At 71.0% G+C, this 26,948-nt stretch carries 27 protein-coding genes; 4 read left to right on the top strand and 23 right to left on the bottom strand.

What is annotated here, in order from left to right; all coding sequences use genetic code 11:
- Window positions 1–1,259 precede the first annotated feature (1,259 nt).
- The 4 genes from ACWEO5_RS28710 to ACWEO5_RS28695 all read right to left on the bottom strand — a co-directional run bounded on the left by ACWEO5_RS28710 (window position 1,260) and on the right by ACWEO5_RS28695 (window position 4,759).
- A complete protein-coding gene (locus tag ACWEO5_RS28710; RefSeq protein ID WP_452165115.1) occupies window positions 1,260–2,726 on the bottom strand; it encodes a replication-relaxation family protein in 1,467 nt (488 codons plus the stop codon).
- A gap of 524 nt (window positions 2,727–3,250) precedes the next feature.
- Window positions 3,251–4,093, bottom strand: a complete 843-nt coding sequence (locus tag ACWEO5_RS28705) for a hypothetical protein (protein WP_452165114.1) — start codon at window positions 4,091–4,093, stop codon at window positions 3,251–3,253.
- A 143-nt stretch (window positions 4,094–4,236) separates the two neighbouring features.
- Window positions 4,237–4,557, bottom strand: a complete 321-nt coding sequence (locus tag ACWEO5_RS28700) for a hypothetical protein (protein WP_452165113.1) — start codon at window positions 4,555–4,557, stop codon at window positions 4,237–4,239.
- A complete protein-coding gene (locus ACWEO5_RS28695) occupies window positions 4,550–4,759 on the bottom strand; it encodes a hypothetical protein (RefSeq protein WP_452165112.1) in 210 nt (69 codons plus the stop codon). Before ACWEO5_RS28695 ends, ACWEO5_RS28700 begins: the two co-directional genes overlap by 8 nt.
- Window positions 4,760–4,899: 140 nt before the next feature.
- Between ACWEO5_RS28695 and ACWEO5_RS28690 the strand changes: the two genes are divergently transcribed.
- Together ACWEO5_RS28690 and ACWEO5_RS28685 are read left to right on the top strand one after the other, a co-directional pair.
- Complete coding sequence (locus ACWEO5_RS28690) at window positions 4,900–5,754, top strand: hypothetical protein (protein WP_452165111.1); 855 nt, start codon at window positions 4,900–4,902, stop codon at window positions 5,752–5,754.
- Window positions 5,755–5,877: 123 nt separating this feature from the next.
- On the top strand, window positions 5,878–6,045 hold the full coding sequence (locus ACWEO5_RS28685; RefSeq protein WP_452165110.1) for a hypothetical protein: 168 nt from the start codon (window positions 5,878–5,880) through the stop codon (window positions 6,043–6,045).
- Between the two features lie 107 nt (window positions 6,046–6,152).
- Here ACWEO5_RS28685 and tpg read toward each other — a convergent pair whose 3' ends face one another.
- The 19 genes from tpg to ACWEO5_RS28590 all read right to left on the bottom strand — a co-directional run bounded on the left by tpg (window position 6,153) and on the right by ACWEO5_RS28590 (window position 24,515).
- Window positions 6,153–6,713 carry a telomere-protecting terminal protein Tpg gene (gene tpg, locus ACWEO5_RS28680; protein WP_452165109.1) on the bottom strand — a complete coding sequence of 187 codons (561 nt, stop codon included), beginning with the start codon at window positions 6,711–6,713 and terminating at the stop codon, window positions 6,153–6,155.
- A gap of 5 nt (window positions 6,714–6,718) precedes the next feature.
- On the bottom strand, window positions 6,719–11,851 hold the full coding sequence (gene tap / locus ACWEO5_RS28675) for a telomere-associated protein Tap (protein WP_452165108.1): 5,133 nt from the start codon (window positions 11,849–11,851) through the stop codon (window positions 6,719–6,721).
- 181 nt (window positions 11,852–12,032) lie between these two features.
- Window positions 12,033–12,329, bottom strand: a complete 297-nt coding sequence (locus tag ACWEO5_RS28670) for a hypothetical protein (protein ID WP_452165107.1) — start codon at window positions 12,327–12,329, stop codon at window positions 12,033–12,035.
- Between the two features lie 201 nt (window positions 12,330–12,530).
- Window positions 12,531–13,361 carry a hypothetical protein gene (locus ACWEO5_RS28665; protein WP_452165106.1) on the bottom strand — a complete coding sequence of 277 codons (831 nt, stop codon included), beginning with the start codon at window positions 13,359–13,361 and terminating at the stop codon, window positions 12,531–12,533.
- Complete coding sequence (locus ACWEO5_RS28660) at window positions 13,358–13,954, bottom strand: MazG-like family protein (protein WP_452165105.1); 597 nt, start codon at window positions 13,952–13,954, stop codon at window positions 13,358–13,360. The genes ACWEO5_RS28665 and ACWEO5_RS28660 overlap by 4 nt, the downstream gene beginning before the upstream one ends.
- 162 nt (window positions 13,955–14,116) lie before the next feature.
- Window positions 14,117–14,797 (bottom strand): hypothetical protein, encoded by a 681-nt coding sequence (locus tag ACWEO5_RS28655; RefSeq protein ID WP_452165104.1) that lies wholly within the window; start codon window positions 14,795–14,797, stop codon window positions 14,117–14,119.
- A 19-nt stretch (window positions 14,798–14,816) separates the two neighbouring features.
- The gene (locus tag ACWEO5_RS28650; protein ID WP_452165103.1) at window positions 14,817–15,146 is read right to left on the bottom strand and encodes a hypothetical protein; all 330 of its coding nucleotides are present in this window, start codon (window positions 15,144–15,146) and stop codon (window positions 14,817–14,819) included.
- A gap of 69 nt (window positions 15,147–15,215) precedes the next feature.
- Entirely contained in the window at window positions 15,216–15,416 is a 201-nt protein-coding gene (locus ACWEO5_RS28645) for a hypothetical protein (protein ID WP_452165102.1), read from the bottom strand.
- Between the two features lie 18 nt (window positions 15,417–15,434).
- Window positions 15,435–16,142 (bottom strand): DNA polymerase III subunit beta family protein, encoded by a 708-nt coding sequence (locus ACWEO5_RS28640; protein ID WP_452165101.1) that lies wholly within the window; start codon window positions 16,140–16,142, stop codon window positions 15,435–15,437.
- A 15-nt stretch (window positions 16,143–16,157) separates the two neighbouring features.
- Window positions 16,158–16,487, bottom strand: a complete 330-nt coding sequence (locus ACWEO5_RS28635; protein ID WP_452165100.1) for a hypothetical protein — start codon at window positions 16,485–16,487, stop codon at window positions 16,158–16,160.
- Window positions 16,484–17,968 carry a DNA cytosine methyltransferase gene (locus tag ACWEO5_RS28630; protein ID WP_452165099.1) on the bottom strand — a complete coding sequence of 495 codons (1,485 nt, stop codon included), beginning with the start codon at window positions 17,966–17,968 and terminating at the stop codon, window positions 16,484–16,486. The genes ACWEO5_RS28635 and ACWEO5_RS28630 overlap by 4 nt, the downstream gene beginning before the upstream one ends.
- A gap of 3 nt (window positions 17,969–17,971) precedes the next feature.
- The gene (locus ACWEO5_RS28625; RefSeq protein WP_452165098.1) at window positions 17,972–18,316 is read right to left on the bottom strand and encodes a hypothetical protein; all 345 of its coding nucleotides are present in this window, start codon (window positions 18,314–18,316) and stop codon (window positions 17,972–17,974) included.
- Window positions 18,313–18,888 (bottom strand): hypothetical protein, encoded by a 576-nt coding sequence (locus ACWEO5_RS28620; protein ID WP_452165097.1) that lies wholly within the window; start codon window positions 18,886–18,888, stop codon window positions 18,313–18,315. Before ACWEO5_RS28620 ends, ACWEO5_RS28625 begins: the two co-directional genes overlap by 4 nt.
- Window positions 18,889–18,959: 71 nt before the next feature.
- Window positions 18,960–19,619 (bottom strand): hypothetical protein, encoded by a 660-nt coding sequence (locus ACWEO5_RS28615; protein ID WP_452165096.1) that lies wholly within the window; start codon window positions 19,617–19,619, stop codon window positions 18,960–18,962.
- 101 nt (window positions 19,620–19,720) lie between these two features.
- The gene (locus tag ACWEO5_RS28610) at window positions 19,721–19,933 is read right to left on the bottom strand and encodes a hypothetical protein (RefSeq protein ID WP_452165095.1); all 213 of its coding nucleotides are present in this window, start codon (window positions 19,931–19,933) and stop codon (window positions 19,721–19,723) included.
- 33 nt (window positions 19,934–19,966) lie between these two features.
- The gene (locus ACWEO5_RS28605) at window positions 19,967–20,203 is read right to left on the bottom strand and encodes a hypothetical protein (RefSeq protein ID WP_452165094.1); all 237 of its coding nucleotides are present in this window, start codon (window positions 20,201–20,203) and stop codon (window positions 19,967–19,969) included.
- Between the two features lie 117 nt (window positions 20,204–20,320).
- Window positions 20,321–20,512, bottom strand: coding sequence for a hypothetical protein (locus tag ACWEO5_RS28600; protein WP_452165093.1), 192 nt, complete (start codon window positions 20,510–20,512; stop codon window positions 20,321–20,323).
- 127 nt (window positions 20,513–20,639) lie between these two features.
- The gene (locus tag ACWEO5_RS28595; RefSeq protein WP_452165116.1) at window positions 20,640–22,679 is read right to left on the bottom strand and encodes an FtsK/SpoIIIE domain-containing protein; all 2,040 of its coding nucleotides are present in this window, start codon (window positions 22,677–22,679) and stop codon (window positions 20,640–20,642) included.
- Window positions 22,680–23,102: 423 nt separating this feature from the next.
- Window positions 23,103–24,515 (bottom strand): hypothetical protein, encoded by a 1,413-nt coding sequence (locus tag ACWEO5_RS28590; RefSeq protein ID WP_452165092.1) that lies wholly within the window; start codon window positions 24,513–24,515, stop codon window positions 23,103–23,105.
- A gap of 544 nt (window positions 24,516–25,059) precedes the next feature.
- Here ACWEO5_RS28590 and ACWEO5_RS28585 point away from each other — a divergent pair.
- Together ACWEO5_RS28585 and ACWEO5_RS28580 are read left to right on the top strand one after the other, a co-directional pair.
- Window positions 25,060–25,842: an aminotransferase class IV family protein gene (locus ACWEO5_RS28585; protein WP_452165091.1), complete on the top strand. Its 783-nt coding sequence runs from the start codon at window positions 25,060–25,062 to the stop codon at window positions 25,840–25,842.
- 60 nt (window positions 25,843–25,902) lie between these two features.
- Entirely contained in the window at window positions 25,903–26,832 is a 930-nt protein-coding gene (locus ACWEO5_RS28580; protein WP_452165090.1) for an SUMF1/EgtB/PvdO family nonheme iron enzyme, read from the top strand.
- Window positions 26,833–26,948: the final 116 nt, after the last annotated feature.

Raw genomic sequence — 26,948 nt, 5'->3', positions numbered from 1 at the left:
CACCCTACCCGCGGAGCGGGTAGGGCGGCGCGCTGCGCCTTCCAACGACGGTCGGCCGCTTCGCGTCCTCCAACCCCGGTTGTGGCTGATCAGCCGTCAGGAAGCTTCTGACATGCGATTTTGATGCTGACTGCGACGCGGGGAGGGGGCAGCCGGGCCGCTGGAATGCGAAATCGTGGATATGAATTCCGACGCCAAATCGGCGCTTCGCGCGATTTACATTCAGGTGGTTGCTGATTCTGTAGACGCCAAACTGCGATAGAATCGATACATTAAGTCGGGCGACTTTGCTTCAGTCGCCGTGAAATCGAAATGGATTGCGAGAGGGGGTGAAAGGTAATTACAGTCGGTCTAATCATAGCTGCACTCTCTTTATTAATGCACATCTTAGCATTCGTCAGAAGCCTATCCGGGAAGTAAATAGAGGTGGCTCTCCATGTCGCGGGGAGCCATCTTTACCTACAGGATTCCCACTGGACTCCTCGCCGCCTGACACCGGAGACTCCCGAGCTTGCGCGGTGGACTCCATGGCCCCGGCCAGATGGGCATTGTGAGGGTGTATCAGAATTGCCCTGTTCGGAAATCCTGGCTTAGCCACCATGCCCTTTCCGGTGATCCTTCTGGTGGCTCCTGCCCACTGGCTGGCCCGGTACCTGCGGTGCTCGTGGCCGGTGTGTGTGGCCTGGAGGCGGGACCGATCGAGCTCTGATGGCAACGCAGCGAAAAGCGGTCGACCGGAGCCGCATGCGTCCTCATGCGGGACGGTGGACTCCTTGATGAGCGGGGTTTCGTGACGAGTTTCGTGTCATCAAGGGTGGGCATCAAGGTTGGCTGTCGCGCTGTCGCGTTGGGCTCAGCGGTAGGGGTTGTGCCTGTTCAGGTGGCTTTTGTGGCGCGACAGTCGTGACGCGCGACAGGCTGGCAGCTCTGTGGCTGGCGCAAGATGTGAGGCAGCTTCACATGGTGTCGCGGAGACCGCCGGCGGACGCGGAGGGGCTGGGGCCCTGTGCGGTGTCTTTCGATGCTGCCCGTCCCGCCCGCGAGGCCGACGACTGGTCGGAGGAGCGCGGGGAGGTGATTCAGGGTCGGTAGTCGTCGGGGTTCATGCTGATTCCGCCCGGGGCTGGCGGGGCGGCCGATTTGGCCGATCGGTTAGCAGCATCATGCCGTGCTTCTTATCGCAGTCCCATACCGCCCTATCGTGCCATCTCTGCTTACCGGTCTGCGGTAGCGGGATCTGCATCGACGGCCGCCTTCGTCTATCCCGCAACGGGGCCGTCGGTATCGGCTGTTGTCTTCGCTTTCTTGGTGCCTTTTCGGGGGCCGAAGATGGTGCGGAGCAGCGTGGCGTTCTGTGCGACCTGGGCGCGTTCAATGTGGGTCTGGGTGGCTGCGGCGATTTCCTGGGCGGCTTTGGCTTGGGCGGCCTTCTCGTCTTTCTGCTGGCAGAAGTGGCATTTCTGTTCGCCGTCGGAGGCGTAGCGGGGGTTCTTGTATTTGTCGGCGGTGCGGTGGCAGTCGGGGCAGGCGGTGGCGAGGAGTTCGCGTTCCTTGCGGCGGCGTTCGGCGGCGTCCTGCTCGGCCTTCTGCTGGGCGCGCAGGGCTTCCTGGTGCTTGGCGTAGGCCTGGGGGCCGTCGTGGTCGTCCAGGGCGTCGTGGAGGGGCTGGAGGGGGCCTTCTCGGCCCGCGCGGCGCCAGATGGGGGCCAGGGGGCCGCGCTCGGTGAGCAGCTCCAGGGTGGTGAAGAGGATCGGGATGGCCTCGGTGCGGTCGTAGTAGCCGTCGCTGAGGTGTTGGCCTTGCCAGTGGCGGCGGGTCAGTTCGGTGAGGGCCTGGACGCGCTGGCGGGTGGCGCGGGGGCCGAGGTGGCCGAGGACGATGGCGACGGGTGGGTAGCCGGGGCGGCCGGTGGGCGGGTAGGTGCGACGCCAGTGGGTTTCGCGCTCGTTCGGCCGGCTGCCCCACTCCAGTGCTCCGATGGAGCGGTAGGGGTACGGGCAGGGCAAGACGCGGTAGTGCTCGAAGTAGTTCCGGTAGTGGTCGAGCTTGCGGGCCACGATCGGGTTGGACTCGTTGTCGAGGTCGACTTCCACCAGGAGCACCGGCACGCCATGGTCGGCCGCGCGGAGCACGGCGTCGGTGCGGATGGTGGGCTTGTGGGGGGTGAGGTGCTCGATTTCGGTGGCCCACTGGTCGATGCGGCCGAAGCCGGGTCCGACGCCGGGGGCGGTGCGGTCGCCGTGGATCTGGCCGTCGGGGATGTTGGGGCCGGTGCCTCCCTGGACAAAGCTGATGATGGTCTCGGAGACGGCCAGGGCGTGGCCGGCCGCGGCGCTGGCTCCGGCGTGGCGGGCGATGCCGCCCATGTCCCGGCCATCGGGGAACAGCGCGCGAGCGGCGTCTCGGCCGGCGGTGGTCATCCCCCAGATGTCCCGGCCGTCGGGTCCGGTGCCGTGCTTGACCGTCAGTCTCCGCTTGGCCAAGTCGTTCAGGGCCGCGCGGGCGAACTTGTTCTCCTTCGCCTCCGGACGCACCGCCCGCCAGAGCTGGTGAGGAGTCACGACCTTCAGGACGGCGACCGCGCGCAGGACGTCGGCGCGCAGGTCGTTGGAGGAGCCGCCTGGGTTGGCCTTGGACGCCTTGCGGGTGCGCTTGCGCGGCTCAGCCGCGGCGGCCGGGCCGTTCGGGTCGGCGGGTGTACTCGGGTCAGGCTGGCGGCTGCTCACGGTGCTCCCCCTTCGGTCGGCGGCTTCCTGCTCTGCATACCGCACACCGCCGACAAGTGGATCACGCCCGCCCCCGGCCGCCCGCGCCGCCCGCCCGCCCGCCGCACCTAACCGCAACGCCAGGCTGCCCGGCGCGGCGTGAGCTCCGGGCTGTCTCCTGGGGGCCGGGGCGACAGCCCGGGGGTTGGGCGAACGCCTGAGCGGCTGGAGCTGGAAACCCTGAGGGAGCCGCGCTAGGCGACAGAAGGGCTGTCGGCGTTTTTCGCGGCTATGGACAAGGGTGCTGACCTGCGGGAAAGCCGCTTCGGGAGGAGAGATGACCGGAAGCGGTATCGGAAGCGGCTTCGGAAGGGGTCTGATTGGGCCGCTTCCGGTCGGGACAAGGGAGTTGGCCGGGTGTTCTCACCGGTCCCCGCGGCGCTGTCCAGGCGGCTGCTGAGCGCCTCTTGGAGGGTACCCGACGCTGGGCTGTGGCACGCTCAGTCAGGCCCGCAGAGCGGCCCTGGAGGGCTTCCGGCTGGCCGTCAGTCAGCGAGCTGGGCGCGGCGCTGGTCGAAGGCAGCCTTGAGCGTGCGGGCGGCAGTCTGCGGGCTGTGGTGGAGCAGCGGCTGCTGGCTGCGGTGGTCGGTGATGTAGACGCTGGCTGTGGGGTTGCCGATGGCGACCCAGTAGCCGGTTCCGACGATGCCGCGCTCGACCCAGCCGACGGCGAGTTTGTGGAGCAGGACGTAGAAGACGTCCGGCTGGTCAGGCCAGCCAGCGAGCGTCCAGCCGTCGCCGAGTTCGTCCGCGAGGCTGTGGGTGGCGGTGGGACGGCCGAAGCGGTTGCGGGGACTGGCGGGGACAGGCACCAGAGCGGAGCTGATGCGCCTGGTCGGGGTGGCGGCTGGCTGATCAGGCGTGGTTGTTTCGTGGCGTGTCACGGAAGTCCGCGCGTCGCGGGCCGCCGGGACTTCGGGGGCCGGGCTGTGCATGGCGGTGGCGCTCTCGGCCAGGCCTTCCCGGATGAGGTCCGCGGGGTCGGGCAGGCCGAGGGCCTCGCGTCGTGCGTGGCGGGCCTGCTCGATGAGTCGCTTGTAGTAGACCGCGGTGACCCGGGTCAGGGTGTTGAGGGCGCGGTCCGGGTCGTCGCCGTCGGTGAGTTGGCGAACGTAGGCGTCGGCGGCCTCGCCCAGCGCGTTGCCGAGCAGCAGGACGTTCTGGTGAGGCCCCGCGGGCGGTTCGTCGGCGGCGGGGGCCGTCTCGACCGGGGGTCGGGTCTGGTTCTGGTCGTCCCGGGCAGCGAGGTGGGCGGCGCGGCGCCGACGGTAGGCCTTGGATCGACATGCCGTGCCGCAGAAGCGCGCTGGCCGACCGGTGTGGGGCACGGTCAGCTTCTTGCCGCACTGGGCGCAAATCGGGGCTGGGGGGCCGGGCTCGTCGGAACTCACCAGGTGAGGCTACCGATCAGGGTTTCGTGGTGTCACGAAACAGCGGGAGTCATCACGGCGCGAGCCGGTGCGAACGGGGGCTAGGCCCGACTACTCGGGGGTGCGGTCGGGCCCGGAGTCTTTGAGCGACGCGGGGAGGGGCTTCGGTCGACCTCAAGGTAGGCGACCAGGACGATCGTGCCGAGCACCGTCGACACGTACGCGATCCGGACGCCGTCCTTGGCGTACTCCAGGACCGGGCTGTCGGTGCGCATCTGGACGCCGGCGGTCTTCGGGTTCAGTGCGATGGTGTTCAGGTGCGGGTCGAGGCGGGCGAGGGCGGCGTCGTCCATCTCGGCGAGCTGGCGTTCGGCGACCTCGTGGAAGGTGATGACCGCACGGCGCGGCGGGCGGTCAGGCAACGCGCTGCTCGCCGTCGGCGGCCGGGGCGGTCTCGATGCCGCGCTCGGCCTTGATGTCGTCCCAGGTGCGGCGGTCGTTCAGGTCGACGCCGCGGTCCGCGAGGTCGAGCAGGACGTACGCGAGGGTGGGGTCCTCCAGTGCCGCGTCGCGGGCGGTGGCGCGCAGCCCTTCGGCTTCGGTGGGGTCGAACACCATCCGCATCGTGATCTCCAGGTGTGGCCGGTGACGGTGCTTCGAGGCTAGCGCAGCCGTCCGGGCTGGTAAGCCCGTCCCGTGGCGTTGACCCGCCAGGTGGGCCGTATTGGAGGTCTTCGCCCGCGTCGAGCGGTACATGTACCGGTGTGAGCAGACTCCAATGGGCGCGCGTTGTGGAGCGCGCCGCTGAAATCGTCACCGGCTATGACCAGGTCGGGGGCTGCACCCTGCGCCAGATCTACTACCGGCTCGTGTCCGTGGGGCTGATCCCGCACACGGCGCCGACGTACCGGCGTCTGTCCGCACAGCTTGCCCAGGCCCGGCGGGAGGAGCGGTTCCCGGACCTGATCGACCCCCTGCGCGAGGTCCATGTGCCGCCGGCCTGGCCGGACGCCACCGCGTTCCTGCGTGCCGCCCCTGACTGGTTCGCCCTGGACCGGACCGCGGGCCAGGCGACCGCCTTGTACGTGGCCTGCGAGAAGGACACCCTGCGGGCGCAGCTGACCGGCTGGTTGGGGGAGATGGGCGTTCCAGTGCTCGTCGTGCGGGGATTCGGCAGCCAGAGCTACGCCCAGGTGGTGCGCGACCGGACCTCCCGTGACCCGCGCCGTGCCGTGTTGCTCTACGTCGGTGACTTCGATGCCTCGGGTGCCGATATCGAGCGTGACTGGGTGGCGCGCACCGACTGCTGGAGCCACGTGGAGCGCGTCCTGTTGACCCATGAGCAGGTGCGCGAACACGACTTGCCCGCAGCCGTCGGCAAGGCCGGGGACCCGCGGTGGCCGGCGTTCGCCGACCGCTACGGCCTCGATCCCGGTCGGCCGGTGCAGTGGGAGGTCGAAGCGCTGGATCCGGCCGAGCTCCAGCGGCTGGTCCTTGCCGCCGTCGACCGGTACGTCGACCGCGCCGTGCTGGCGGACCGAATTGCCAGGGAGGAGCGACAGCGGGGACAGCTCAGGACGTTCATCTCGGGGTGGGATGCCCATCCGACCACGGGCTGATGTGCAGCGGGATTGCGCAGTCCCGGGATCACGGCGTTGCTCGTGAGCGGTCTCAGCAGCGCATGGCCTGCCAGGGATCTGGAAAGGCTGGTGGGGTTGTCGTCGCACATTGGGGAGGACCGAGTGTCGAGATACGAAGACCGTGCTGCGTCGTACGCGGGCGACGCGGGTGGCCGGCAGGGCGAGGAGAAGCAGACCGACGCGATCGGCGAGGGCCTGGCCGCCGTCGCGTTCGCGCTGCTGGACGTTGCCGCGGCGATCCGCGAGCAGACCGAGGCGCAGCAGCGGTAGCAGACGCGGGGAAGGGGTGCCCGGCCGCTGTGGCTGGGCACCCCTTCCGTTTGTCCGCGAGTGCGGGATTGCGCAGTCCCGGGATCGCGGGGAGCGCTTCCGGGTGGCTACCAGTCGAACTCGATGTGGTCGATGTCCGAGATCTCGACTTCTAGGGCTTCGCCCCGGCCGCCCTCCTTGAAGTAGTCGTTCTGGATGTACTCGGCGAGGATCGCTCGGGCCCCGTCCTCGTCGTTGGCCATCTGCGCGTCGAACAGGCGGGCCGCGTAGTCCGCCGGGAGCGTCCGGGTGAGCTGGCGCAGTCGGGGGTCGGGGGTGGTGGTGCCGGTGGCGGAGGAGCTGTAGCCGAAGGCGGCGCGGGTCTTGACGGTGACGGGGCCCTGGGCGGCGGTCTTGGCGGCCTGCTTCTGCAGTCCGGGTTTCCAGTCCTTGCGGACCTCGGCCTCGATCTTCTTGGCGATGGCGGCGGGCGGGGTCTTGCGCTCGCCCTTGAGGTAGCGGCGCACGGCGGTGGCGCTGACGCCGAGCCTGGCTGCGACCTTGGCGACGGTGCCTTCCTTCTTCATGAGGAAGCCGACGCGGCCCTTGGTGGTCTTGTGGATGTCGGCCTGCTGCGGGGTGAGCTTGCCGCGCAGCGCGTCGCCGAGGCCGTCGAGCATCTTGCCCATGTCTGTCACTCCCCTTCGGTGTCGCGCTCGTTGGCGCGCGGTGCGATGTAGCGGGCGGGGTTGATGCCCTTGGTGTGCGTGTCGGTGTACCAGGCGAGGTCGCGGGCGCCTTCCTGCTTGCACCAGCCGGGCTGGACGCCGAGGCGGAACGCGCCGGGGACCTGGGTGCCGTCGGGGGTGCGCGGGACGACGGCGAGGGCGGAGGCCTCGGGCGCCGGGTAGATGACGCAGTCCGAGTACGCGGCGAGCGGCGCCAGGCCGGTGGCCCGGTAGGTCTTGAGCATCTTGCGGTGCTGGGCGACGCGGGCGGTGGAGATGACGGCGGCGCGCACGTCGGGGCGCCACCACAGCTTCTCCAGCTCCGGCCACGGCTCGCCCGTCTTGTGGCCCCAGTGGCGGGACGGGGACTGCCGGAGCTTCCCGATGCCGGACTTGACGGTCTGCTTGATGTAGCGAACCACGGCACGCTCGACCGGGTCGCCGACGCCCTGGTTGTAGGCCTCCATCGCCGCCAGGAACGCCTCCGGATCCATACCCTGCTCGATGCCGAGCGCGGCCATCGTGTCCTTGTAGGCGCGGGCCAGGTGCTCCTGCCACGGGTCGAGCCACGCGGCGGCGGCCGGGCGGCGCAGCCACGCCTCCAGCGGCTCCACGGTGAGGCCGAGTTCGGCGGCGTAGGCCATGGTCTGGGTGGTGTACCAGCCCGGTCCGGTGGGCGGCTGGCCGTCCGGGGTGAGCGGGCACGGGAACCGCGGGTCCCACTCGGCGGCGGAGAAGTCGGCGCGCCACGCGCCCGGGGTCTTCTTGTCGAAGGCGGGCCGCTGGTGGTGGACCGGGTCGCCGTCGCCGACCAGCAGGCGGCTGGAGGCGGACAGGAAGCTGGTATTGGTGTCCAGGCCCACCGCGAACGGGAAGCCGGCCTCGGTGTCGGCGACGTCGCGGTGCCAGTTCCAGGCCTCCTCCCGCATCGCGTCCGTCTCCTCGTCGCGGCCCTGGGCGAGCGGGTGCTCCGCCGGGGCCTCCGGCGGCGCGGGCTGCACCGCGCGGGTGAAGCTCCCGGGAACGGGGCCGGAGACGTAGCGCTGCTCGTCCTCGCTCCACACCGCCCGGGTCGCCGGGCGCAGCTGGAGGAGCAGTTCGATGCCGTTGGTGCCCATCGAGCCGCGCGGGGCGATGACCCGGTTGGCGTAGGTGCCCAGGGTGCGGGCGACGTCCGCGGGGGCGGTGTCGGGGTCGATGGCCCAGCCGTTGGAGCCGCCGAGGGCGTCCCAGGGCATCACGGCGAGCTGGACGCACTGGCGGCGGCCGTCGGTGACCGGCTTGTAGAGGCGGGTCCAGGCGGAGAAGCCGCGCTTGGTGAGCTGCCAGCCGGCCTTGGTGAGTGCCTTGACGACCTTGTGGTCCTCGGGCAAGCGCAGGTGACGGCGGTCCTCCAGCTCCGGCGGCAGGCCCAGCTTGGCGGCGGCGGAGGTGGTGAGCACGACCATCGGGTCGGCGTCGGTGCCCCACTTGTGCAGGCGGGCCTGGCCGAGACCTGCGCCGAGCGCCCAGGTGGCCAGGGTATTGAGGGACTTCGCCTCGCACACCAGGGTGCGGCCGTCGGCCAGGTGCGCGGTGAGCGTCCCGTCCGGGGCGGCTTCCAGCACCGCCAGCGGGCCGTTCGGGTACTCGGCGGCCGGTGCCTCGCCCTGGTCGTCGGCCGGGGCGGTGCGGGCCTGGGCGGTCCGCTCGCGGGCGGCCGGGGCGGGCTGCTGGACGGGGATCGGGGATGCGGGGAGGGGGCTGCTCTCGGGCGCCGGGGGGGTGGCCAGGAAGCCGCCGCCGCCGGGGGTGGCGTTGCAGGAGAACACGCCGGGGATGTTCAGGTGGCGCGGGGTGCCGTCGGCCTCCCGGCGCGGAGTCGGCTTGCCGCACACCACGCACGGCGCCTGCTGCTCCTGGTAGGGCATGTCATCCTCCTCGATCGCGTCGGTGGCGGTGCTGGTCATGGACGGCTCCGCCTCGGAGCCGCCGGTGTTGTCGAACAGGGTCTGCTCCACCTCCGGCAGGTCCGGGGTGTCCGTCCCGTCCTGCGGCGTTGTCCGGTCACCGTCGGCCAGCGGCTGGGCGGGGTCGTCCGCCCCGCCGTTCGTTCCCGGTCCGCCGGTCCCGCCAGCGGGGGGCGGGGTGTCCCCGTCGTCGCCGAGGTCCCACAGGTACTCGGGCTTGATGAGGATCAGCCAGGGCTTCTTCCCCGCGATGTCGACCCGCCAGGTGGCCTCCCGGCCCTTCTGGGTGCTGTTGCGGTACGTCATGCCCGAGCGCAGCAGGGCGTTGGGCAGGGAGCGGCTGGTGGTGCCCTTGACCTTGGCGTCGGTGCCGTTCTGGAGCAGGTCGTGCAGGTGCTCGGAGGTGATGCCGAGGGCCGGGCCACGGTCGGGGAGCCAGTAGAACGCGGAGCCGCGCCCCTCCCAGACGGGCCGGTGGTTCTCGTCGGTGCCCTTGTAGATCAGGCCCTGGGCCTGCTCGACCTCGTGGGGGACGGCCGGGCGGACGGTGCCGGCGGCGTCCCGGATGTGGGCCTTGTTGCGCAGCAGGCTGTTGCGGATGACGGCGGCCACGGCGGTGGGCAGGTCGTCCTGGGCGGCGTGGCGGTCATCCATCTTCTCGGCCTGCTGGGCCAGGGAGTCGGCGAGCGGCCCGCAGACGGTGCGGGCGAGTGCCTCGCCGTCCATGTCGAGCACGTCGGCGATCAGGAGGATGCCAGCGAGCATGCCGCCGGCGGCCTTGATGACGCCCTCCATCGGGCCGTTGTAGTCGGGCAGGGCCTTGTTGACGTAGGGCTTGAGGAGCGCGGTCGCCTTGGCGTCGAGGTCCTCCAGGTACTCGGTCGCCTCGTCGCCCTGCGCGTACAGGTGCTGGAGGACCATCTCGCCGATCGTGCGCAGCGGGACCTCCAGCATCTTGCCGCCGCCGTCGCGGTACCAGCGCCAGTCGAGCTGGCCGCCGTTCTCCGACATCTGGATGCACACCGCGCGGCGGTAGAGGGAGGCCTGCATGGTGGGCGGCATCATCTGCGCGGTGGCGACGGGGATGCCGCGCACGTAGCTGGCTTCCTGGTGGCCGAGCTTGCGAGTGGAGCGACCGCGCATCTCCTCGTCGTTGCCGACCGAGCGGAAGAGCATCTCCAGCTTGTCGTTGGCCTCCCGGACCTCCGCCGGGGCGGAGTCGAGGGTGAGCGCCAGGTCCTCGATGAGCAGCGGGGAGTCCGCCTCGAAGGCAACGGCGAGTTCGATGGTGGTCTTGGTGTGGTGGAAGGCGCGGGTGGGCTCGGGCGGGAACGCCTCCGGGCGCTTGGTGAACAGCAGTCCGCGCTGGACGGCGCCGGTGGAGGTCTTGCCGGAGTTGCGCTCGCCGAAGAAGGCCAGGCCCGCGGTGACGGGGCGCAGGGTGAAGCCCATGGAGCGGGCTCCGGTGCCGACCGAGAACGTGCCGGTCCAGCCGTGGGCGGCGATCTCCTGGACCGCCGTGCGGCACTCTTCGAGGGTGGCGGTCTTCTCCAGCGGCATCGCGGCCTTGCGGACGCGCTCGCGGACCTTCTCCTTGTCGACCTGGACGGGGCGGCCCTCGGGCAGGGTGCGGCCGTCGGCGAAGACGTAGGTGCGGCCGTAGCCGGGCAGGTCGTGCCAGCCGGTGCGCTTGACCACCAGGGTCCGGGGCAGGTCGAGGCCCTGCTGTTCCACGATGTTGACGAGGACTTCGCGCATCGCCTTGGTGCCGGTGCCGGAGGCGTCGGCGAAGGTGTTCCAGCCGTCGACCGCGCGCAGGTCGGAGAGGGCGACGATGAGGGTGTCCTCGCCGACGGTCACCTCGTAGTAGCGGTCCTTGACCTTGCCATCCTCGCCAAGGACGACCAGGCGCACGGTGACCTTCGGGCACCAGTACAGGGACTTGCGCCACACGGTGGAGCCCTTCGGGCCGCGCTGGCGCTTCCAGATCGCGCCGTTGACGCCCTCGGTGGGGTCGAAGCGCCAGCCGTCGGAGCCGTGCACCGGGCGGCCGGGCAGCCGGGCGGGCTTCTCGCCGTCCTCGGCGTCGTCGGACTCCTCCTCCTCCACCCCGGCTTCGGCCGCGCCGGGGTCGGCCGGCTTCGCCATGGCGGGCCGGTCCTGGACTCCCGGCCATCCCGCCTCCAGGTCGGCGGCGGCCACCCGCACCAGGGCCTCCAGGGCGTGCCCGGCATCCAGGTGGTCGGAGACGTCCGCCTTGCGGACCTGGACCAGCCCGCGCACAACCCGCACCGACGCGGCGACACCGGCCAGCTCGCTGCTGACGGTGAGGGCGTGCTTGTACCCGGACTCGTCGTAGTCCGCGACAACCACGACGTGCGCACCGGTCAGCTGCTCGGTGTGCTGGGCACGCCACTTGCCCGCCCCGGTCGGATTGCACGTCGCCACGGCGCCGAGCTCGGTGAGGCGGTCCGCGTCGCCCTCGCCCTCCACCACGTACACGCTCTCGCCGGAGGCGATGGCCGCGACGACGGCGGGCAGGTTGTACAGGCCCAGCCAGTCCACCAGGCGCTTGGCCCCGACAGGCTTCTTGCGGCCCGGGTAGTGCGTGGCGAAGGTCTTCTCCGTGCAGGCCTCGTTGGTGCAGCGGCGGCGGATGATCGTGGCCAGCACGGTGCCCTGGGCGTCTGCGTAGATGTGCCGGGCTTCCTCGGCGTAGTCGTGCTGGTGGTCCGGCTCCGGCTTCGCCTCGGGGACCTGGGCGGGCTTGCGCTGCGCGGGCGGGGCAGCGACCGAAGCCCGGGACGCCGGACGCGGGAGGGCGGTGGCCGGACCGCGCTGGAAGGCGGGCGAGACACCGTCGTAGAAGTCCCGCGTCTCGAACCCGAGCCCGGCGCGGATGTCGTGGAAGGAGCAGCTGCTCTTGCACTCGAACACCATCCGGCCGGCCTTGTCCGCCGTCGGCGGCTTCCAGTCGGCACTGAACGAAGGCGAGTTGTCGGCGTGTCCGGCGGCCGGGCAGCGGGCGTCGATGTGGTCACCACGCGGAGTCGGGGCGCAGCCCAGGATGTCCAGGGCGTTCAGCATCCGCTGGAAGGAAGACCGCTCGCCGGAGAAGGCGTCACGGCCGGCGGGCGCGGGCGCGGTCACCGGGCCCCACCCCCGAATGCGAGTCGAGCGGACGACTCCGGGAAGGTGATGAATCGGACATTAACGGTGCCGATGTGGTGCGGACCCCAAATCACTGGGTAACCTCTCAGCTAGTGGTGCGAGGGCCCGGGAGAATCTTGGCGGATGAGACCCGGGCTTTCGGCTGTTCAGGCGCAGATGCCTAGGCTGCGCGCTCCTTCATCTCCTCCAGAAGCGCGGTCAGCTCGCGGCTGGCGGCAATAGCTCCGTCGAGGTCGTTCGCAACCACCCGCGCGACCTTCTCGTTGAGCAGGCCAGTTCGGAGCACGGCAACCATGCGGCGGGCGATCCTTACGTCGTGGCCGCGGCGCGGGCCCAGGCGAGGGATCTTGGCGGTCCTCGCGGCGACGCTGACCAAGTACGGGCTGACGCCCGCGGCGTCGGCGATCTCAACGACCGTCATTCCCTTGGCGTCGGGCTCACTGGCCATCTCGGCCATCCTCCCCACCGTCCTTGTCTGTATCCCGAACGTACGTAGTTTCAGCAACGATCACTGTAGCGAGCTTTGACGCTCCATGTGCGGGATTTCAACGTCCGACACGTAGTTCTTGCTGGGCACCACTGGGGAGGTCCGGCACCGTCCGCCTCGTCCGGCTCTCCTCGGCAGTGCCCGGCGCGGGGCCGGGCACCTGACCTGGGCTCAGTCGTTCCAGTCCATCGGGGAGCGGACGCTGACCTTCTCGATGACCGGCGGTTCCATCTGCGCGGTGACGTGGATGGTCGGCTCGACGCGGATCTGCGGGCTGCTGTGGGTGTGGTGGTGGGTGCTGTGGCTGCTGAACCGCAGGAAGACCAGGCCGCGCAGGGCGAACACGGACAGCACCAGCCAGCCGAGGACGGCGACCCCGGCGGCGACCGGGCGGCCGGCGGGCCCGGTGGCCTGCCAGACCATCACGGTCGTCGCGGCCCCGTAGAGGACCCAGCCGAGCCGGGCGCCGAAGGCCCGGAAGAGGAACGCCCAGAGGAAGAAGCCCATCCCGGCGAGCTTCCACACCTCGTACGCGGTGGTGTCGTTGACCGGCAGACCGGACGTGTGTTCACCGAAGTAGATATGCAGCCCTTGGGTGACGGTGGCCATCAGGCCGGTGTGGTGGGGCAGGTCGGAGCGGTCGAAGTGCACCTGCGGGGCGGAGGTGTGGGAGGCCGCGGAGACGATCGCGGTGATCGCGCCGTAGGCGATCCAGGCGACCGCGAGGCCGATGAAGACGACCACCGTCGCCTTCATCCAGGCCGCGGCGGGCCGGACCCCGTTGGCGTAGGCGCCCACGTCAGCACGCATCCGCGCGAGAACGGGGCGGAGCGCCTCCCACAGGCGGATCGCGCCGTCGGCGACCCGCTCGCCGAAGGTCGGCTCCAGCCCCGCCGACGGCTGCGGCGCGGCGGGGTCCGGCTGCCGCGGGCCGGGCTCGGGGTCCTGCTTGGCGAACTGGCGGCCGATGAAGGGGATCTCGTTGTCATCGCGGTCGTTCACTGGGCGTCCTTCCGGAAGGTCAGGTCGGGAGCGGTCTCGGACTCGTAGTCGTCGCGGGCGTGGTCGAGCAGGCCCCGGTCGTAGTCGCTGGTGAGCAGCGGGCGCAGTTCGTCGGCGGTGGTCCAGGGTTCGGTGCTCTGTTCGGCAGCCTTGGTGAGGCGGCCTGCGTAGAGGGAGATCTCGGGCCAGGGGGCGGCGGCCTTGGCGGTGAGCCACTGGCGGAAGGTCGGGCGGCCGGAGCGGACGCCGAGGCGGTCGGCGACGCGGGTGAGCTTGAGGGTGAAGTGGCGGGCGGGGTCGTCGGTGAAGCGGTGGAGGGCGACGAGGGCGGTGATGACGACGTCGCACAGTTCGTCGGCGACGTCCGCCGCGGTGTGGGTGACGCCCTTGCGGGGGTTCTGGCCGGTGGCGCCGATGTAGGCCTGCATGGTCGCGCCGACCTCTTCGCCGAGCTTGAGCAGGCGCATCGCGGTCTCGTTGTCGCCGGTGCCGTTGTGGTGGTCGAGCCAGACGACCTGGCGGGCGATCTGCTCCCAGACGTCGTCGGCCGGGTCGGGGCCGGGGAAGCCGGTGCCGGTGTCGGTGGTGGTCATGGCGGGTGGTTCCTCCTTCGGGTTCAGCGCTGGCAGTGGGTGCCGACGAGGACGCCGACGGCTGCGACGAGAAGCAGGATCTTGATTCTGGCGAGCACGCGGGGTCCGTTTCGCTGTGGGCGGTGCCCGCCCGCCGCGCGGGTGCGGCGGGCGGGCCATGGGTCAGCCGCGGGTGGGCAGGCGCAGGGTCAGGGGGCGGGTGCCGGCGGTGTCCTCGATCCAGCCAAGCGCCCGGCCGGGGTCGGCGGCCCTCTCGGCCAGGGGCCGGTGGGTGTCGAACAGGCCGCCGGTGAGGGCGAGGCGGGCGAACTCCTCCACGGCGAGGTCGCCCTGGTGCAGGCCGGGGATCTGGCGGGCGGGGTAGGCGAGGACCAGGTGGTGGCCGGTGGCCCAGCCGAGGATCGAGATCTCGCGCAGCAGCCGGAAGGCGTCGCGGTATTCGGCGTGCAGGGCGTGGGCGTTCTCCACAACGAGGAAGCGGCGGTTGGTGAGGTAGACGGAGTTGGCCTCGTAGGCGGCCTGCATCTCGGCGGCGAAGTCCTTGACGACCGTGTGGATCTGCTCCGCGTCGGTGTGCAGGAACTCGGCCGCCAGGCCGGTGGGCAGGCTCTGGAACCTGGGGTCGATGACGTCGACCCGCAGCCCGCGCGCGACGAGGGTGGTGGTGATCAGGCCAGTGACGCCGGTGGCGGCGCGGCCGGCCAGGGAGGCGACGAGGAAGTGCGGGTCGCGGGTGAAGTCCCACTCGACGGCCTGCCCGGCCTCGGGGGTGTCGCCGAGCGGGATCGGCGCGTACGGGTCGCTGGTGTTCTCGGACGCGGGGAGGGGGTGGGTGCCGGTCATCGCGGTCGGTTCCTCGGTTTCAGCAGGCTTTGTGGGCACGGGAGTTGGTGCGGTCGGTGGCGTGGCCGCGGTGGTTCTTCGGGGCGCTCTGCTGGTCGCGCCAGCGGACGACCTGCTTGGTCTCGGCCCCGACGCGACGGGCGATCTCGGCCATCGGCACGTCCAGGCGGAGCATGTGGACGGCGACCAGGCGCTGCTCGGCCTCGTTCAGGCCGGTGACGCTCTCGCCGTTGATGGCCCGCTCGACAGCGATGTGGTCGACCAGCTGGCCGCCGGTACGGGCGGCGGTGCGGGTGGTGGAGACGTAGTGGCGGGTGCGGGCGGCGGGGCGGCGGTAGATCGCGGGCATCTTCGTTCTCCTTCCTGGGTCCCGGGGCCGCGCCCGACAGGCGCGGCCCCGGAGCGGGTTCGGGGTTGGTCAGCGGTGGCCGGCGGCCCAGCAGTCGGGACAGATGTCCCGTCCTCCCGGGCGGGCGTGCCAGCCGGAGGCACGGCGTTCACGGCGGACTTCGGCGGCGGTGGACGGGTACGGCAGGTGGGTGGCGGCGCCGCAGAAGGTGCTGTCCTCCGCGGTTCCGGGGCCGTCGCAGTTGATGGCCGTGTAGGTGTCGGCGCTCATGCGGTTTCTGGGCCGCGGTCAGGCCGCAGTGGGCAGCGCGGTGGCGGGGTCGCTGCCGGGGCCGAGGAGGTGGTACCAGGCGGCGCGGATGCTGGTGCGGTCACCGAAGGGCGTACCGGCATCGGGGCGCAGGTCGATGCGGATCGGCATCTGGAGGCCGAGGAACTCGGTGCCGACGGCGACGACGAGCGGCTTGTCCGGGCCGGCGGACCACAGGGTGACGGGGGTGTAGCGGTCGGCGGCCTTCTGCCAGCGCGCGAGGTAGGCGGGGTTGAAGCAGGCGGTGCTGGTGAGCTGCGGTTCGGCCTCCAGCGCGGTGGCGAAGACCGGCCGCCACTTCGGGAACTTCGCGGCGAGCGTGGCGTGGGCGGACAGGCGCAGGGTGCGGCCGTTCAGGGCGAACAGCAGCCCGCCGTCCGGGTCGGTCCCGGTGGGCGCCTCGTAGGTCAGGCGCAGGACGTGGCCGGGGCTGCGGGCGGGGATCAGGGCGCGCAGGGCCTTCAGGTCGGTCCGGTCCAGCAGCGCCTGCCAGGCCTCGGCCGCGCCGGTCTCCTCGGCCGGGCGGCGGGTGACGGCGAAGGTGTAGCGGTCGGTGGCGGCGGCGACGAGCTGGCCGCCGGTGACGTGAAGGTGGATGCCGGTGAGGACGGGGAGGGTGTCGTCGGTGCCGATGTGCGGGGCGAGCTGGGCGATGAGGCGCGGCAGGTCGTTGATGACGATGGACATCTCGGTCTCCTCCGGTCAGAACAGGGCGTCGGGCTCGGCGGGCGGGGTGTCGGCCTCGGCGGCGCGGCGGGCCCGGGTGCGGGAGGCGTTGTGGCAGGGGGCGCACCAGGCGGTGAGGTCCTGCTTGGGCAGGGCGGCGGCCTGGTGGGAGGGCCAGAGCAGCTGGGCGGGTTCGGCGGGGGCGGCGAGGAGTTCGGCGCCGGGGCGGTGTTCGCGGGGGCAGCGTCCGCCGTCGGCCTTGTGGGTCTTGCCGCAGGTGCCGCGGCACTGGCAGCGGCCGGAGGCGGCGGCCATGACGGCCTGCCACAGGCCGCTGTCGGCGAGCGGGGCGGTGCGGGCGGTCATGACGCCGTCTCCAGGTCTTCGCCGGTGATGGCTTCCACCAGGGCAGACATGAGGACTTCGGCGGCGGGCGGGGTGACGGCGTTGCCGAGCTGGCGGACCTGCTCGCGCTTGGTGCCCAGGACGGTGTAGTCGCGGTGGAAGGCCATGGCGGCGCCGATCTCGCTGGGGGCGAGCATGCGGAACAGGCACTCTTCGACGGCGACTTCGGCGGTGACGAGGGCGTGGCGCTCGACCGTGGTCACGGTGGTGGCGGGCTGCTCGACGGGGCGGGCGGTGCCGGTGCCGTAGTAGGGGACCAGCAGGCCTTCGGTCTCGCGGGTGGTCCTGGCCCGGAAGGGTTCGCGGACGGGGCGGGCGTGGTCGTTCCAGGTGCCGCCGGCGGGGACGACCATGGCCTCGGGGTGGACCAGGCCGTGGTGGTTGCCGGAGGCGCACACGGTGGCCAGCGGGTCGGAGGCGGGCCGGTGGTCGGAGCCGCCGCCGCGCAGTTCGGCGAGGAACGGTTCGAACCAGGCCAGGCTGGTCTCGTTGCGGGTGGTCATCGTGCGCAGCGGGTCGTCGAGGGGGGCCGCGGTCTTGCCGTCGCGGCCCTCGACCGGCACGGCCAGGGGGCGGGCGTACTTGGCCAGGCCTGCGCGGATGCGGGCGAGGGTCTTGTCGGCGAGCGGCTTGGTGCGGTCGCCGATGCGCTGGCCGGGCTGGGTCCAGTCGATCGCGGCGGCGGGCAGCGCCCAGGGCTCGATGACCGTCCAGCAGCCGGGCACGGGGCAGCGGTACACGTACTGGGCGCGGTAGCGGCCCCAGACGCGGTCGGGGTTCTTCCAGGACTGCACGGCGTGGACGCGGCCGTGCTGGGGGCAGTGGGCGTCCGGGCGGGTCCACTTCTCGATCTGCGGGGCGCGGTCGCCCTTGCGCCAGTACAGGACGTACATGCGGTCGCGGGACTGGGGGGCCAGCGGGGTGCCGAAGCGGGGGCGGGCGTGCATGGAGTTGAGGTAGACGATCCGCAGGTCGTAGCCGAGGGCGCGCAGCGCGGTGCACCAGGCGTCGAACATCACCCAGTTGCGGGCGTCGACCACGTTCTCGACCACGCCGCCCAGGACGGGCCGGCCTCGCAGGACCATGGCCTCCAGGTAGCGGGGGACGTCCCACATGGTGGCGCGGGAGCGGACGGCGGCCTCGTCGGGCAGAACCTCGCCGAACAGGTCGGGCTGGCGGTCGGCGGCGCGCTTGACGCCCTTGGCCACCGAGTGGTTGGTGCACTCCGGCGAGGCCCAGAGCAGGTCGGTGCGCGGGTAGCGGCGGAAGTCGATCTGGGAGATGTCGGCGCAGTCGTGGCGCACCTCGGGGAAGTTGTGCTGGTGGCTACGGACGGCGAGGTCCCAGTGGTTGGCGGCGGTCGCGACCTGGAGGCCGGGGACGTTGTGCATGCCCTGGCTGGAGCCGCCGGCGCCGCAGAAGAAGTCGGTGACGGTGAGCATCGGTCAGTCCTCCCAGCAGGTCAGCTCGTACAGGTCGGCGAGGGCGGCGATCGGCAGAACCTCGCGGAAGCCGATCTCGTCCTCCACCGCGACGCGCGGCGGGCAGGCGTGGCGCTCCAGCACCAGCAGGCGCAGCGCGGGGGCGTCGTCCGGGTCCGCTTCCGGGCGCAGGGTCCAGGTCTGGCCGGGGGCGGCCAGGGCCAGGGCCTCGCCGTCGGCGAGCCGCTCGCACGCCACGCGCAGGGCGACGTCGGCGGGCAGCGCGTCGACGCGGACCAGGCGCTCGGCGAGGGCGGTGATGTGGGTGGCGGCGCGCTCGGCGCCGATCAGGGTGTCCAGGCGGATCACCGCTCCACCGCCGTCCCGGCCCAGTGGGCCATGTCGTCGCCGGTGATCCGGTAGTCCTGCTGCTGGGCGAACAGGGCGCGTTCGGCGCGGGCCCGGGTGCGGCGGGCGGCCTCGGTGCCGGGGCGCGGTTCCAGCAGGGCCTCGGCGAGCGGCAGCAGCGCGGTGACGGCCCAGGCCAGGGCCACGCGGTTGTTCTCGGCCGACTCCTCGCCCTCCTGCGGCCGGTGGGCGCGGGCGAGGATGTTGCGGATCTCCTCCAGGTCGACGCCGACCGGCGACGCGGGGAGGAGGTCGGCCAGCTGCTCGCGCATCCGGTCCGCCTGGTCGCGGGCGGCGTCCCGCTCCAGCACGGCGGCGCCCAACTCGGCGGCCAGCGCCTCCTCGCGGCGCTCGGCGGCCATCCGGCCCAGGTGGGCGGCGTTCAGGTCGTCCGACAGCCGGGTCTGGCTGCGGATCAGGGCGGCGATGTCGCCGAGGGCCCCGGCGTAGCCGGTGGCCAGGGCGTCCACGGCGGCGCGCAGGTCCGACTGGTCCGCGTCGGAGGTTGCGAGCGGCTCGAAGAGTGTGGTCATCTCGGGTGTGCTCCTTCGGGAGTTGAGTGGGGCGCCCCTGGGCTTCCAGGCGAGGGGGCGCCCCGCGTCGTTCAGCGGGTCTTGGTGTCCAGGTCGCGCAGCAGGGTGCGGGCCTCGGCGACGGCGGGCAGCTCCGGCAGCCCGGCCTTGAACAGGGCGTGGGTGTCCAGCTGCGGCAGGTCCGCGCCGGTGCCGAGCTGCTGGCGGTGCCAGATGGCCTCGGCCAGCGCGGAGGCGTAGGCGGTGGCCTCGCGGGCGACCTCCACCCGGGCGTTGGACTCGATCGCGGCGATCCGCAGGTCCGCGGTGCGCTCCAGCTGTCGCACCTCGACGGTGTTGGCGTGCGCGGTCGCCGTCCGGCGGTCCTCGCGCCAGTGGCGGGCCGCCAGCGCGTACACCGCGGCGGTCGCCAGCAGCCACAGCATCACCGGCAGGGCCAGGCCGTCGGAGTAGGCGGCGACCCCGCACACCGCCGCCGCGCCGCAGGCCGCGTAGCAGGTGGTGGTGAGCAGGTCGGAGCCGTTGACGTACTTGGCGCTGACCGTGCCGGCCGCCGCCGCGCCGAGCGCGAGGGCGCCCATCAGCACGGCGTCGCCGAAGGAGTGGCGGGCGCCCTGCTCGTTCCAGACGCGGGCGGCGATCAGGATTGTGGTGGTGGTCAGGCCCGGCGCGTACCGGGTCGCGTACCAGGTGGCGTCCCGGTGCTGACCCGAGGCGGTGCTGTCCGTCATGATGGGGGCCTCTCTTCGAGTCGGGCTTTCTCGGCTTCGGGGAGTTGGGCCCGGGGCGGGCGGCTGGTTTTGCGGCCTGTGACGCCCGCCCCGGGGCGCAGTCAGGTGCAGTGCCGGGCCGTGACGCTGACCGGGTCCGGGGTGAGGCGGGCGCCGCGCCGGGCGCGGACCGCGTGCATGGAGTGCGCTTCGATCAGCGCCTCGGTCCTCGCGTCGCGGGCCAGCGGGGCCTGGACGACGAACAGCTGCTCGCCGCGGACCTCCTGGCCGTCCTCGCTGGTGCGGCGGTGCTCGAAGGTGACGTTCCACCACATGGCCAGTACCTCCTTCTCTGTGCTCTGCGCGTCTCAGCGGCGGCGGGTGCGGGCGACGTCGAGCTTGGCCTTCGCCGCCTTGGCGGCCTCCTCCGCGGCCAGCGCCTCGGCGATGGCCTCGCGCTCGCGGGCCTTGGACTGCAGGCGCTCGATGCGGCGGTCGGCCAGGCCGACGCCCAGCCCCAGGGCGTTGGTGACAACGGCCAGGCCGATCAGGCCGGCCGCGCGGGCCGTCTCGCCAGGGGTGTAGTGCTCGGGCTCGTGGCTCATCGGGTGCTCCCTTGTCCTGTGGTGCGGGGTTGGTGGGGTCGGGCGACCGGCCGGTGGCCGGCCGTCCTCGCCGAAACCCGGGGTGTGATTTCCCTGGGTATCGGCGGGGGCGGCCGATCAGAACTTGAAGTGGCCGACCCAGTTGAAGAAGCCCTGGATGAAGTTCCCGATCCACGGGCCCGCCGCGGTTCCGGCGAGAACGTATCCGAGGGCGACGCCCAGAATCAGCTGCCAGATCTTCATCCCGCCGAACTTGACCGCAGCGGCGGCGAGCAGGACGAGGATTATCACGATCGAGACGGTTGCCATTTCATTTCCCCCGAATTCTGGGATTTTGGGACAGAGATATCCCCTGGCGGCATTTCCGGATCTTTCTCAGATGAGGGTCGGCGGCCCGGTCGTTTCGCTTTCCGGGCCGCCGACCCGGGATTTCTCGCTACTGGGCGAGTTCCTTCACGCCCGCCTTCGGGCGCCTGGCCTGCCAGCGGGCGAGGTCCTTCGGCCACCAGGCCGGGAAGCCGCCCACCTGGAATTCGCCGGGGATGGGACCGTGCTGCTTGTTGTAGCGCTGGCGGGCCTTGACGAAGGTCGCCTTCTCGACCTTCAGGAAGGCCGCCGCCTGGTCGAGGCCGACGATCGCCTCGGGCTCCTCAGGGGCCGCCTGCTTGACGAGCGGGACCACCTTCGCCAGATGGACATCACCATCAGTGACAGTCTGGTCTGCCCCGTTACGTCCCGTTTCGTCCATGGACTGTCCATGGACACTTCCCACGTAGATCCCGGGAATGTCCTCCACCGCCTCCGGCGTGGACATTGCCGCCACCTCACGCTCCGCGATCGGCACATAAGCGGCCGACTGGACCGGCCGGCGGCCGTTGAGGGCGTACTCGCGGGCCTCGTCCTCGCCCACGAACACCATCTGGCAGGTCCGCTCCGATCCGCCGATCACGACGATCGCCCGGCCGTTGTGACGGCTCGACTTCGGACGCGGCGTCGTCGCCACCAGCGAGTTCCACGCCTGCGGCGAGAAACGCGCGAGAATCTTCGCGCCGTACTGGTCGCGCAATTCCGTGCCACCCGCAGCCCTCGCGGTGAGCCGCTGGTAGACCGAAATCACGTTCATGTTGGCCTGGCGGCCCTTGAACAGGGTCTTCGCGACCTGGCTGAAAACCGGCGGGCGGGCCGGGTCGCCCTTCTCCTTGACGTCCATCCAGGTCTGGTAGGACTCCTCCGCGAAGTCGTTCTGCTCCTCCATGATGAGGAACCAGCGCGGGAAAGTCGCCGACTTGTCCGCCTTCTTGATCTGGTAGCGCCGCTCCATCTCCATTGCGAATTTCGCGATGGCTTCCCACTGCTCGCCGATCTCGGTGTAGATCTCGACCTCGGGAATTCCGTCCAGGCAGTCCTGGGAAATCAGCTTCGGGTCGATGATGACGACCTTCTCGGCGCCCTTGCGGATCTGCTGGACGATGATGTTGCGCAGCGTCGCCGACTTGCCGCCGCCGGTCCCGATCGACAGGCCCACGTGCGGGGTCTCGTCGTCGAAGTCGATGACGATCTTCTCGTTGCGCGTGCCCAGGCCGATCAGCACCTGCGAGGCCGGAAGGGCGTCGATCAGGTCCTTGACCTCGGAGAACAGCACCTTCTGCGGCGGGCGCGGCGGGTGCTTGAACTCCACCTTGAAGCTCTGGTGGTTCCAGCTGGCCTCCCACTCGCCGGGGATGCGCCGGTTGACCAGGTTGGTCACCCGCAGCTGCTCACCGTCGCTCAGCTCGGCCTCCGGCGGGAACTTCAGGACCACCTTCGCGTCCTCCACCGCCGCCGACCGGCGCTCCAGCCACCACGCCACGGGCTTGAAGGCCCGCACCGCGTCGTACCACTCCAGCGGCCGGCGCATCACGTTCTCCCGGGTGGCGCGCAGCCACTCCACCCACCGCCAGGTGTCCATCCGGGCCGCCAGCTGCTCCGGCAGCCGCTCCCGCAGGGTCCGGCGGGTGTCCCCGACCGAGCCCATCACGTGGACCGGGATGTCGACCCACTTCTTGGCCTCGTCCGCCTGCGGGATGTCCTCCCGGAAAATCTTCTTGTAAGCGGCGTAGAACGGGCGGACCACCAGCTGGCGGTGCACCCGCCGGGCCCGGCCCCGCCGCCAGATGACGACGGCCAGCGCCAGAACCAGGGTCAGACCCGCGATCAGCTCCGCCTGGTAGTGGTACCAGGCCCACACCCCGCCCCCGGCCGCAGCCGCCAGCAGGACCAGCGCCAGGACCTTCACCGAGCGCGGGACCAGGGTCATCCAGTGCGCCCGCTTCGCCGACCCCCAGGCGTTGGGCATCCAGTCCGGCGCCTCCGCCGCGGCCAGCGGCTGCTGCTGGCTCGCCAGCATCCTCGACAGCCGGCGCATCGAGCCCGAGCCCCGGCGGGGCACGAAGAGCAGCACGAGCAGCAGCGCTGCTCCGATCGGCCAGACCTCCATGCTGCTCACACCCCCTTCGCGCTGCTGCGGTTGCTGCTGCTCTGCTGCCGTTCCTGCTGCTTCCGGTGCCGGGCACTGCTGCCCCGCTCCGGCGGTGCTGCGATGATGTGCATCGCGGTTCCCTTCCGCTTCGAAGAAGCCGCTGCCGTCCGGCGGGCACGTTGCTGCCAGGCTGAGAGCCCGCCGGATGGTGCTGCTTCATTCCTTGATTCACGTCGATTCCGCGCTGTTCCTTAACTCCGGCAGCGATCCCACCGCCGGGCCCTGATCTGGAGTTGTGCTGACTTTTCGCCTCCCGGGCGGGGCCCGGGGGCTGCGGGGTTCTGCGCCCTCCTGCTGGCGCAGCGCCCCGCAGCGCTGTCCTTCGCCGCTGTCGACTTGTCGGTACCTGTCGGTCGACTCATCGACTGCTGCACTTGTCCTTCAATCGGTGGTGCCGGTGCTGCGGCGCAGCGGGACGATGTTGGTCCGGCGCTGCTCCTCGGCCAGCTTCGTGCTGACGCTGTGGATCGAGCCCCGGTTGACCGTGTAGCCGTGCTGCTGGAGCCAGCTGTTCAGCACCGGCTGCTGGTAGGTGTTCAGCACGCCGATCGCGTAGCGGATCCGGTCGGTGTCGAACCGGGCCTCGGCGAGCGCTGCCGCGTGGGCCGGGTCCAGCTGCGGCTGCTGCTCCTCGGCCGCCGACTCCACGGCGGTGAGGTCTGCCTCAAGCTGCTGGAGGAGGTCCTGGACCGTGCCGTCCACCGGGTCGGGGGCACCGCCGCCGGGGCCATCGGGGCCGTCGTCGTCCGGGCCGTCCTCGGTCTCGGTGTTCCGGGGTCCGGGGACTGCCGGTTCCTGGAGTTCCGGGATCACGGAGTCACGGGACGGCTCGGATGCGCTAGACGCGGGGAGAGGGTCGGCGGCGGGCAGGGCGGGCCGCTCGACCACCGCGGCGATCTGCGGAGCGGCCTCCCACGGCGTGGGGTGCACCAGGGCGGCCAGCGACGGGGCGTGCGCGGAGACCGCCAGGTCCGCCATCAGCTCGGCCTTCGCCGCCTCGCTCTTCGACACCTGCGCGGTGCGCAGCTGCTTGCGGAGCCTGGCCATCAGGCGCCGGCCCCTCCAGCCCTTGCGGGCCCGCGCCGACAGCGCGTTGTAGCGGTCGATCAGGTTCGCGGCCTTGGTGCGGGCCCGCTCACGGGCGATGTCCTCCGCGTCCTGGTCGGCCCGGACGATCCCGAAGAAGGCCAGCAGCCACTGCTGGAGACGGCGCACCAGCTGTGCGACGAAGCTGTTGTTCTCCGCGCCGGGCTCGGCGTGGCGCAGCTCGATGCCCATCGCCAGGTGCCACATGGCCGCCGCGCCGATCGGGCCGAGCACGATCCGCCACAGCGCCCCGGCCACGCTCACGTTGCCGTGCGCGTCGACCGACTCCGCCCAGGCCGGCACCGCCAGGAAGCAGGAGAGCACCCAGACCGCGGTCCCCGGCCAGCCGGTGCGGCCCATGTCCTTGTTGTTGAGGTTCTGGCGGGCCGCCAGCGCCAGCGCGAACAGGATCATCTCGCCGGTGAGGAACAGCGCCCCCCGCTCGACGGTGTCGCTGATATGCAGGTGCGAGCTGGCGAAGCGCCACGCCGTGTTCGCGCCCACCGCGGTCGCGGCCAGCGCGGCCAGGGTCGTCATGACCTGGGCCGGGCTCAGCCGCCCCTCCTTGCGGCGCTGGTTGACGAGCTTGACGGCCTTCGTGCCGTAGTAGCCGGCGGCACCGAGCACCGTCAGGCCCAGCACTCCCCCGACCACGGCCGTCGGCCAGGGATTCGCCGAAGCGAACTCACCGATCCGATCGCTGATCATTGCTTCTCCAGTCTCTATGGATGCGCATAGTCAACCGGCCAGAGGGGGCCAGCTTCCCTGCTGGATCCAACGTTAGCGCAAAGCATAGGTCTATGCATAGTTCTGAAGCATAGAGCTAGGCAAAGTGGGCCGTATGGACTGGTCCTACGGCTTCAGGAGCGCTGTCATCCGCCACGCAGCAGGCACAGGGCCCTCCGCCGCGTCGACGGCCTCGCCTTGGGTGCCAGGTCGGCGACGAGGGGGTTCCATTCACGGCCCCCGTCTGGCGGGCGTAGCCAAGCCCTGTCCATCTGGCGAAGCTCGCAGCTCGGCCAGGCCAGGGCCATGACCTCCCCCCAGCGTTTGAGTCTGATGTCGTACACCGAGGCCCCCACCACCAGCCAGGCCGGGAGCGCCGCGGCGACTTGCTTCTTCGGCATGTCTTAAGCCTGGCGCGACGCCGTCTCCCGCAGAACGATCTATCACCGTCCCAGCACCGAACTTTTCCGAACTTTCTGTTCTGACCGCGGCTTTCACTCCTCGCGGCGGTGCCAGACTGAGCCCCATGGCTGAACTCAACGGCGCACCCATTTCGCAGGACGACATCCAGACACTCGCCCTGACCAACTTCGGGCACTTCACCTCGATGCGAGTGGCCGACGGAGCTATCCGAGGCCTGACGCTGCACCTGGAGCGCCTGGTCCGTGACTGCCGCCTCGTCTTCGACACCGACCTCGACACCGACCGTCTGCGTGCGTACATCCGGCGCGCGGTCGAGCAGAAATCCGGCATCTTCACCGTCCGGGTGACCGTCTTCGACCCCGCCCTGGAGATGGGACACCCCGGCTCGGACGCGCACCCGCAGATCCTGGTGACCACCAGGCCCGGCGGCGAGATGCCTCCGCCCCCGCTCACCGCGAAGACCTTCCCCTTCACCAGGGACGCCGCCGCGGTGAAGCACATCGGCCTGTTCAGTCAGCTGCGGCTGCGCCGTGCGGCGCAGCGCGCCGGCTTCGACGACGCGGTCTTCGTGGAGCCGGACGGGACCGTTTCCGAGGGCGGTACCTGGAACCTGGGCTTCGTCACGCAATCGGGTGGTGTTGTCTGGCCGCAGGCGCCGGTGCTGCCCGGCGTGACCATGAAGCTGCTCCAGGACTCCCACGACCAGTGGACCACCGCGCCGGTCGCCCTGTCCGACCTGCCGCAGATGCGTGCCGCCTTCGCCACCAACACCTCCATCGGGGTGCGCTCGATCAGCGCCATCGACGGGACCGAGTTCGCCGTCGACGATCCGACTCTGGATACTCTGCGCAAGCTCTACGCCGAACTGGCAGGCGAGCGACCGTAGCTGACGACCTGGCGGCTGTCGGCGTGATCCAACGGCAGCCGCTCAGAAGGGGGCCCCACCATGCCGCTGGTAACTCAGTGGACCGGCAGAGAGATCAAGGCGCTGCGTGAGGCATCACGCCTAAGTCTCGTGGACTTCGCCGAGAAGCTCGGCGTGTCCGACCGGATCATCTCCAAGTGGGAGAAGGGCGGCACCGAGAGCATCCCGCGGATGGTCAACCAGGCCGCACTCGACACCCTCCTCGCCCAGGCAGGCCCCGATGTGCACGGCCGCTTCGTTGGCCTGCTGTCCCCCCAGGGCGGCATCCCGCACCAGCTGGTGGAGCTGGAAGACCTCCCCAGCAGCAGCGGGCAGTACGTGAAGTACCGGCGCGACGGCAAGCTGATGGCCTCCGTCCCGGGTGGGATCTTCCTCGCCGGTGAGGACAACGAGCCGGTCTGGGTGGACGAGTTCTACATCGACGTCTTCCCGACCACGAACGCCGACTACGCGCGCTTCTGCGCTGCAGCCAGCCACCCCACTCCCCGGCACTGGGAGAACGGCCGATGTCCCCGCAGCCTGTACGACCACCCCGTGGTCTGGGTGACCTGGCACGATGCCCTCTCGTACGCCCAGTGGGCGGGCAAGACCCTGCCCACCTCGCACCAGTGGGAGAAGGCTGCCCGCGGCACCACGGGCGGCGTGTACCCGTGGGGCGACCAGAAAACCGCGGCGAAGTGCAACGTGCGGGAGACCAGCCTGGGCACGACGACGTCCGTGTCGCGGTTCCACAGCGGTGTCTCGCCGTACGGGGTGTACGACATGTGCGGCAACACCTGGGAGTGGTGCTCGACCGCAACAACACCGGGCCGCCGCGAGCTGAAAGGCTCGGCCTTCACCAGCCCGCTCTTTCGTTCGGCACCGTCTTCGTACAACGACGCGGACGAGGGCATGTGTGATGACGACACCGGCTTCCGATGTGTCGCGCTGGCTGGGCAGTTGGCGGAGTAGCGCTGCTGGGCAGCGAAGAGATCTCCCAGCACGCGGAACCGCCCCTCCCGTCAGCTCCACTTCCTTTGATTTCGCTTTACTCGGTATTGCCCGCCGGCAATACCGGCGGCGACGGC

It is taken from the genome of Kitasatospora sp. NPDC004272 (assembly GCF_053603035.1).
Note: the sequence above shows the minus strand (reverse complement) of the source record. Positions and strands in the feature narration are given on the sequence as shown.

Excerpts from the sequence above, each read along its gene's own strand:
- ACWEO5_RS28695 (WP_452165112.1), bottom strand. The coding sequence starts at position 4,759 with ATGCGGATGGTGTTCGACCCCACCGAAGCCGAAGGGCTGCGCGCCACC.
- tpg (WP_452165109.1), bottom strand. The coding sequence starts at position 6,713 with ATGGGCAAGATGCTCGACGGCCTCGGCGACGCGCTGCGCGGCAAGCTC.
- ACWEO5_RS28670 (WP_452165107.1), bottom strand. The coding sequence starts at position 12,329 with ATGGCCGAGATGGCCAGTGAGCCCGACGCCAAGGGAATGACGGTCGTT.
- ACWEO5_RS28660 (WP_452165105.1), bottom strand. The coding sequence starts at position 13,954 with ATGACCACCACCGACACCGGCACCGGCTTCCCCGGCCCCGACCCGGCC.
- ACWEO5_RS28655 (WP_452165104.1), bottom strand. The coding sequence starts at position 14,797 with ATGACCGGCACCCACCCCCTCCCCGCGTCCGAGAACACCAGCGACCCG.
- ACWEO5_RS28650 (WP_452165103.1), bottom strand. The coding sequence starts at position 15,146 with ATGCCCGCGATCTACCGCCGCCCCGCCGCCCGCACCCGCCACTACGTC.
- ACWEO5_RS28645 (WP_452165102.1), bottom strand. The coding sequence starts at position 15,416 with ATGAGCGCCGACACCTACACGGCCATCAACTGCGACGGCCCCGGAACC.
- ACWEO5_RS28640 (WP_452165101.1), bottom strand. The coding sequence starts at position 16,142 with ATGTCCATCGTCATCAACGACCTGCCGCGCCTCATCGCCCAGCTCGCC.
- ACWEO5_RS28635 (WP_452165100.1), bottom strand. The coding sequence starts at position 16,487 with ATGACCGCCCGCACCGCCCCGCTCGCCGACAGCGGCCTGTGGCAGGCC.
- ACWEO5_RS28630 (WP_452165099.1), bottom strand. The coding sequence starts at position 17,968 with ATGCTCACCGTCACCGACTTCTTCTGCGGCGCCGGCGGCTCCAGCCAG.
- ACWEO5_RS28620 (WP_452165097.1), bottom strand. The coding sequence starts at position 18,888 with ATGACCACACTCTTCGAGCCGCTCGCAACCTCCGACGCGGACCAGTCG.
- ACWEO5_RS28615 (WP_452165096.1), bottom strand. The coding sequence starts at position 19,619 with ATGACGGACAGCACCGCCTCGGGTCAGCACCGGGACGCCACCTGGTAC.
- ACWEO5_RS28610 (WP_452165095.1), bottom strand. The coding sequence starts at position 19,933 with ATGTGGTGGAACGTCACCTTCGAGCACCGCCGCACCAGCGAGGACGGC.
- ACWEO5_RS28605 (WP_452165094.1), bottom strand. The coding sequence starts at position 20,203 with ATGAGCCACGAGCCCGAGCACTACACCCCTGGCGAGACGGCCCGCGCG.
- ACWEO5_RS28600 (WP_452165093.1), bottom strand. The coding sequence starts at position 20,512 with ATGGCAACCGTCTCGATCGTGATAATCCTCGTCCTGCTCGCCGCCGCT.
- ACWEO5_RS28595 (WP_452165116.1), bottom strand. The coding sequence starts at position 22,679 with ATGGAGGTCTGGCCGATCGGAGCAGCGCTGCTGCTCGTGCTGCTCTTC.
- ACWEO5_RS28590 (WP_452165092.1), bottom strand. The coding sequence starts at position 24,515 with ATGATCAGCGATCGGATCGGTGAGTTCGCTTCGGCGAATCCCTGGCCG.
- ACWEO5_RS28585 (WP_452165091.1), top strand. The coding sequence starts at position 25,060 with ATGGCTGAACTCAACGGCGCACCCATTTCGCAGGACGACATCCAGACA.
- ACWEO5_RS28580 (WP_452165090.1), top strand. The coding sequence starts at position 25,903 with ATGCCGCTGGTAACTCAGTGGACCGGCAGAGAGATCAAGGCGCTGCGT.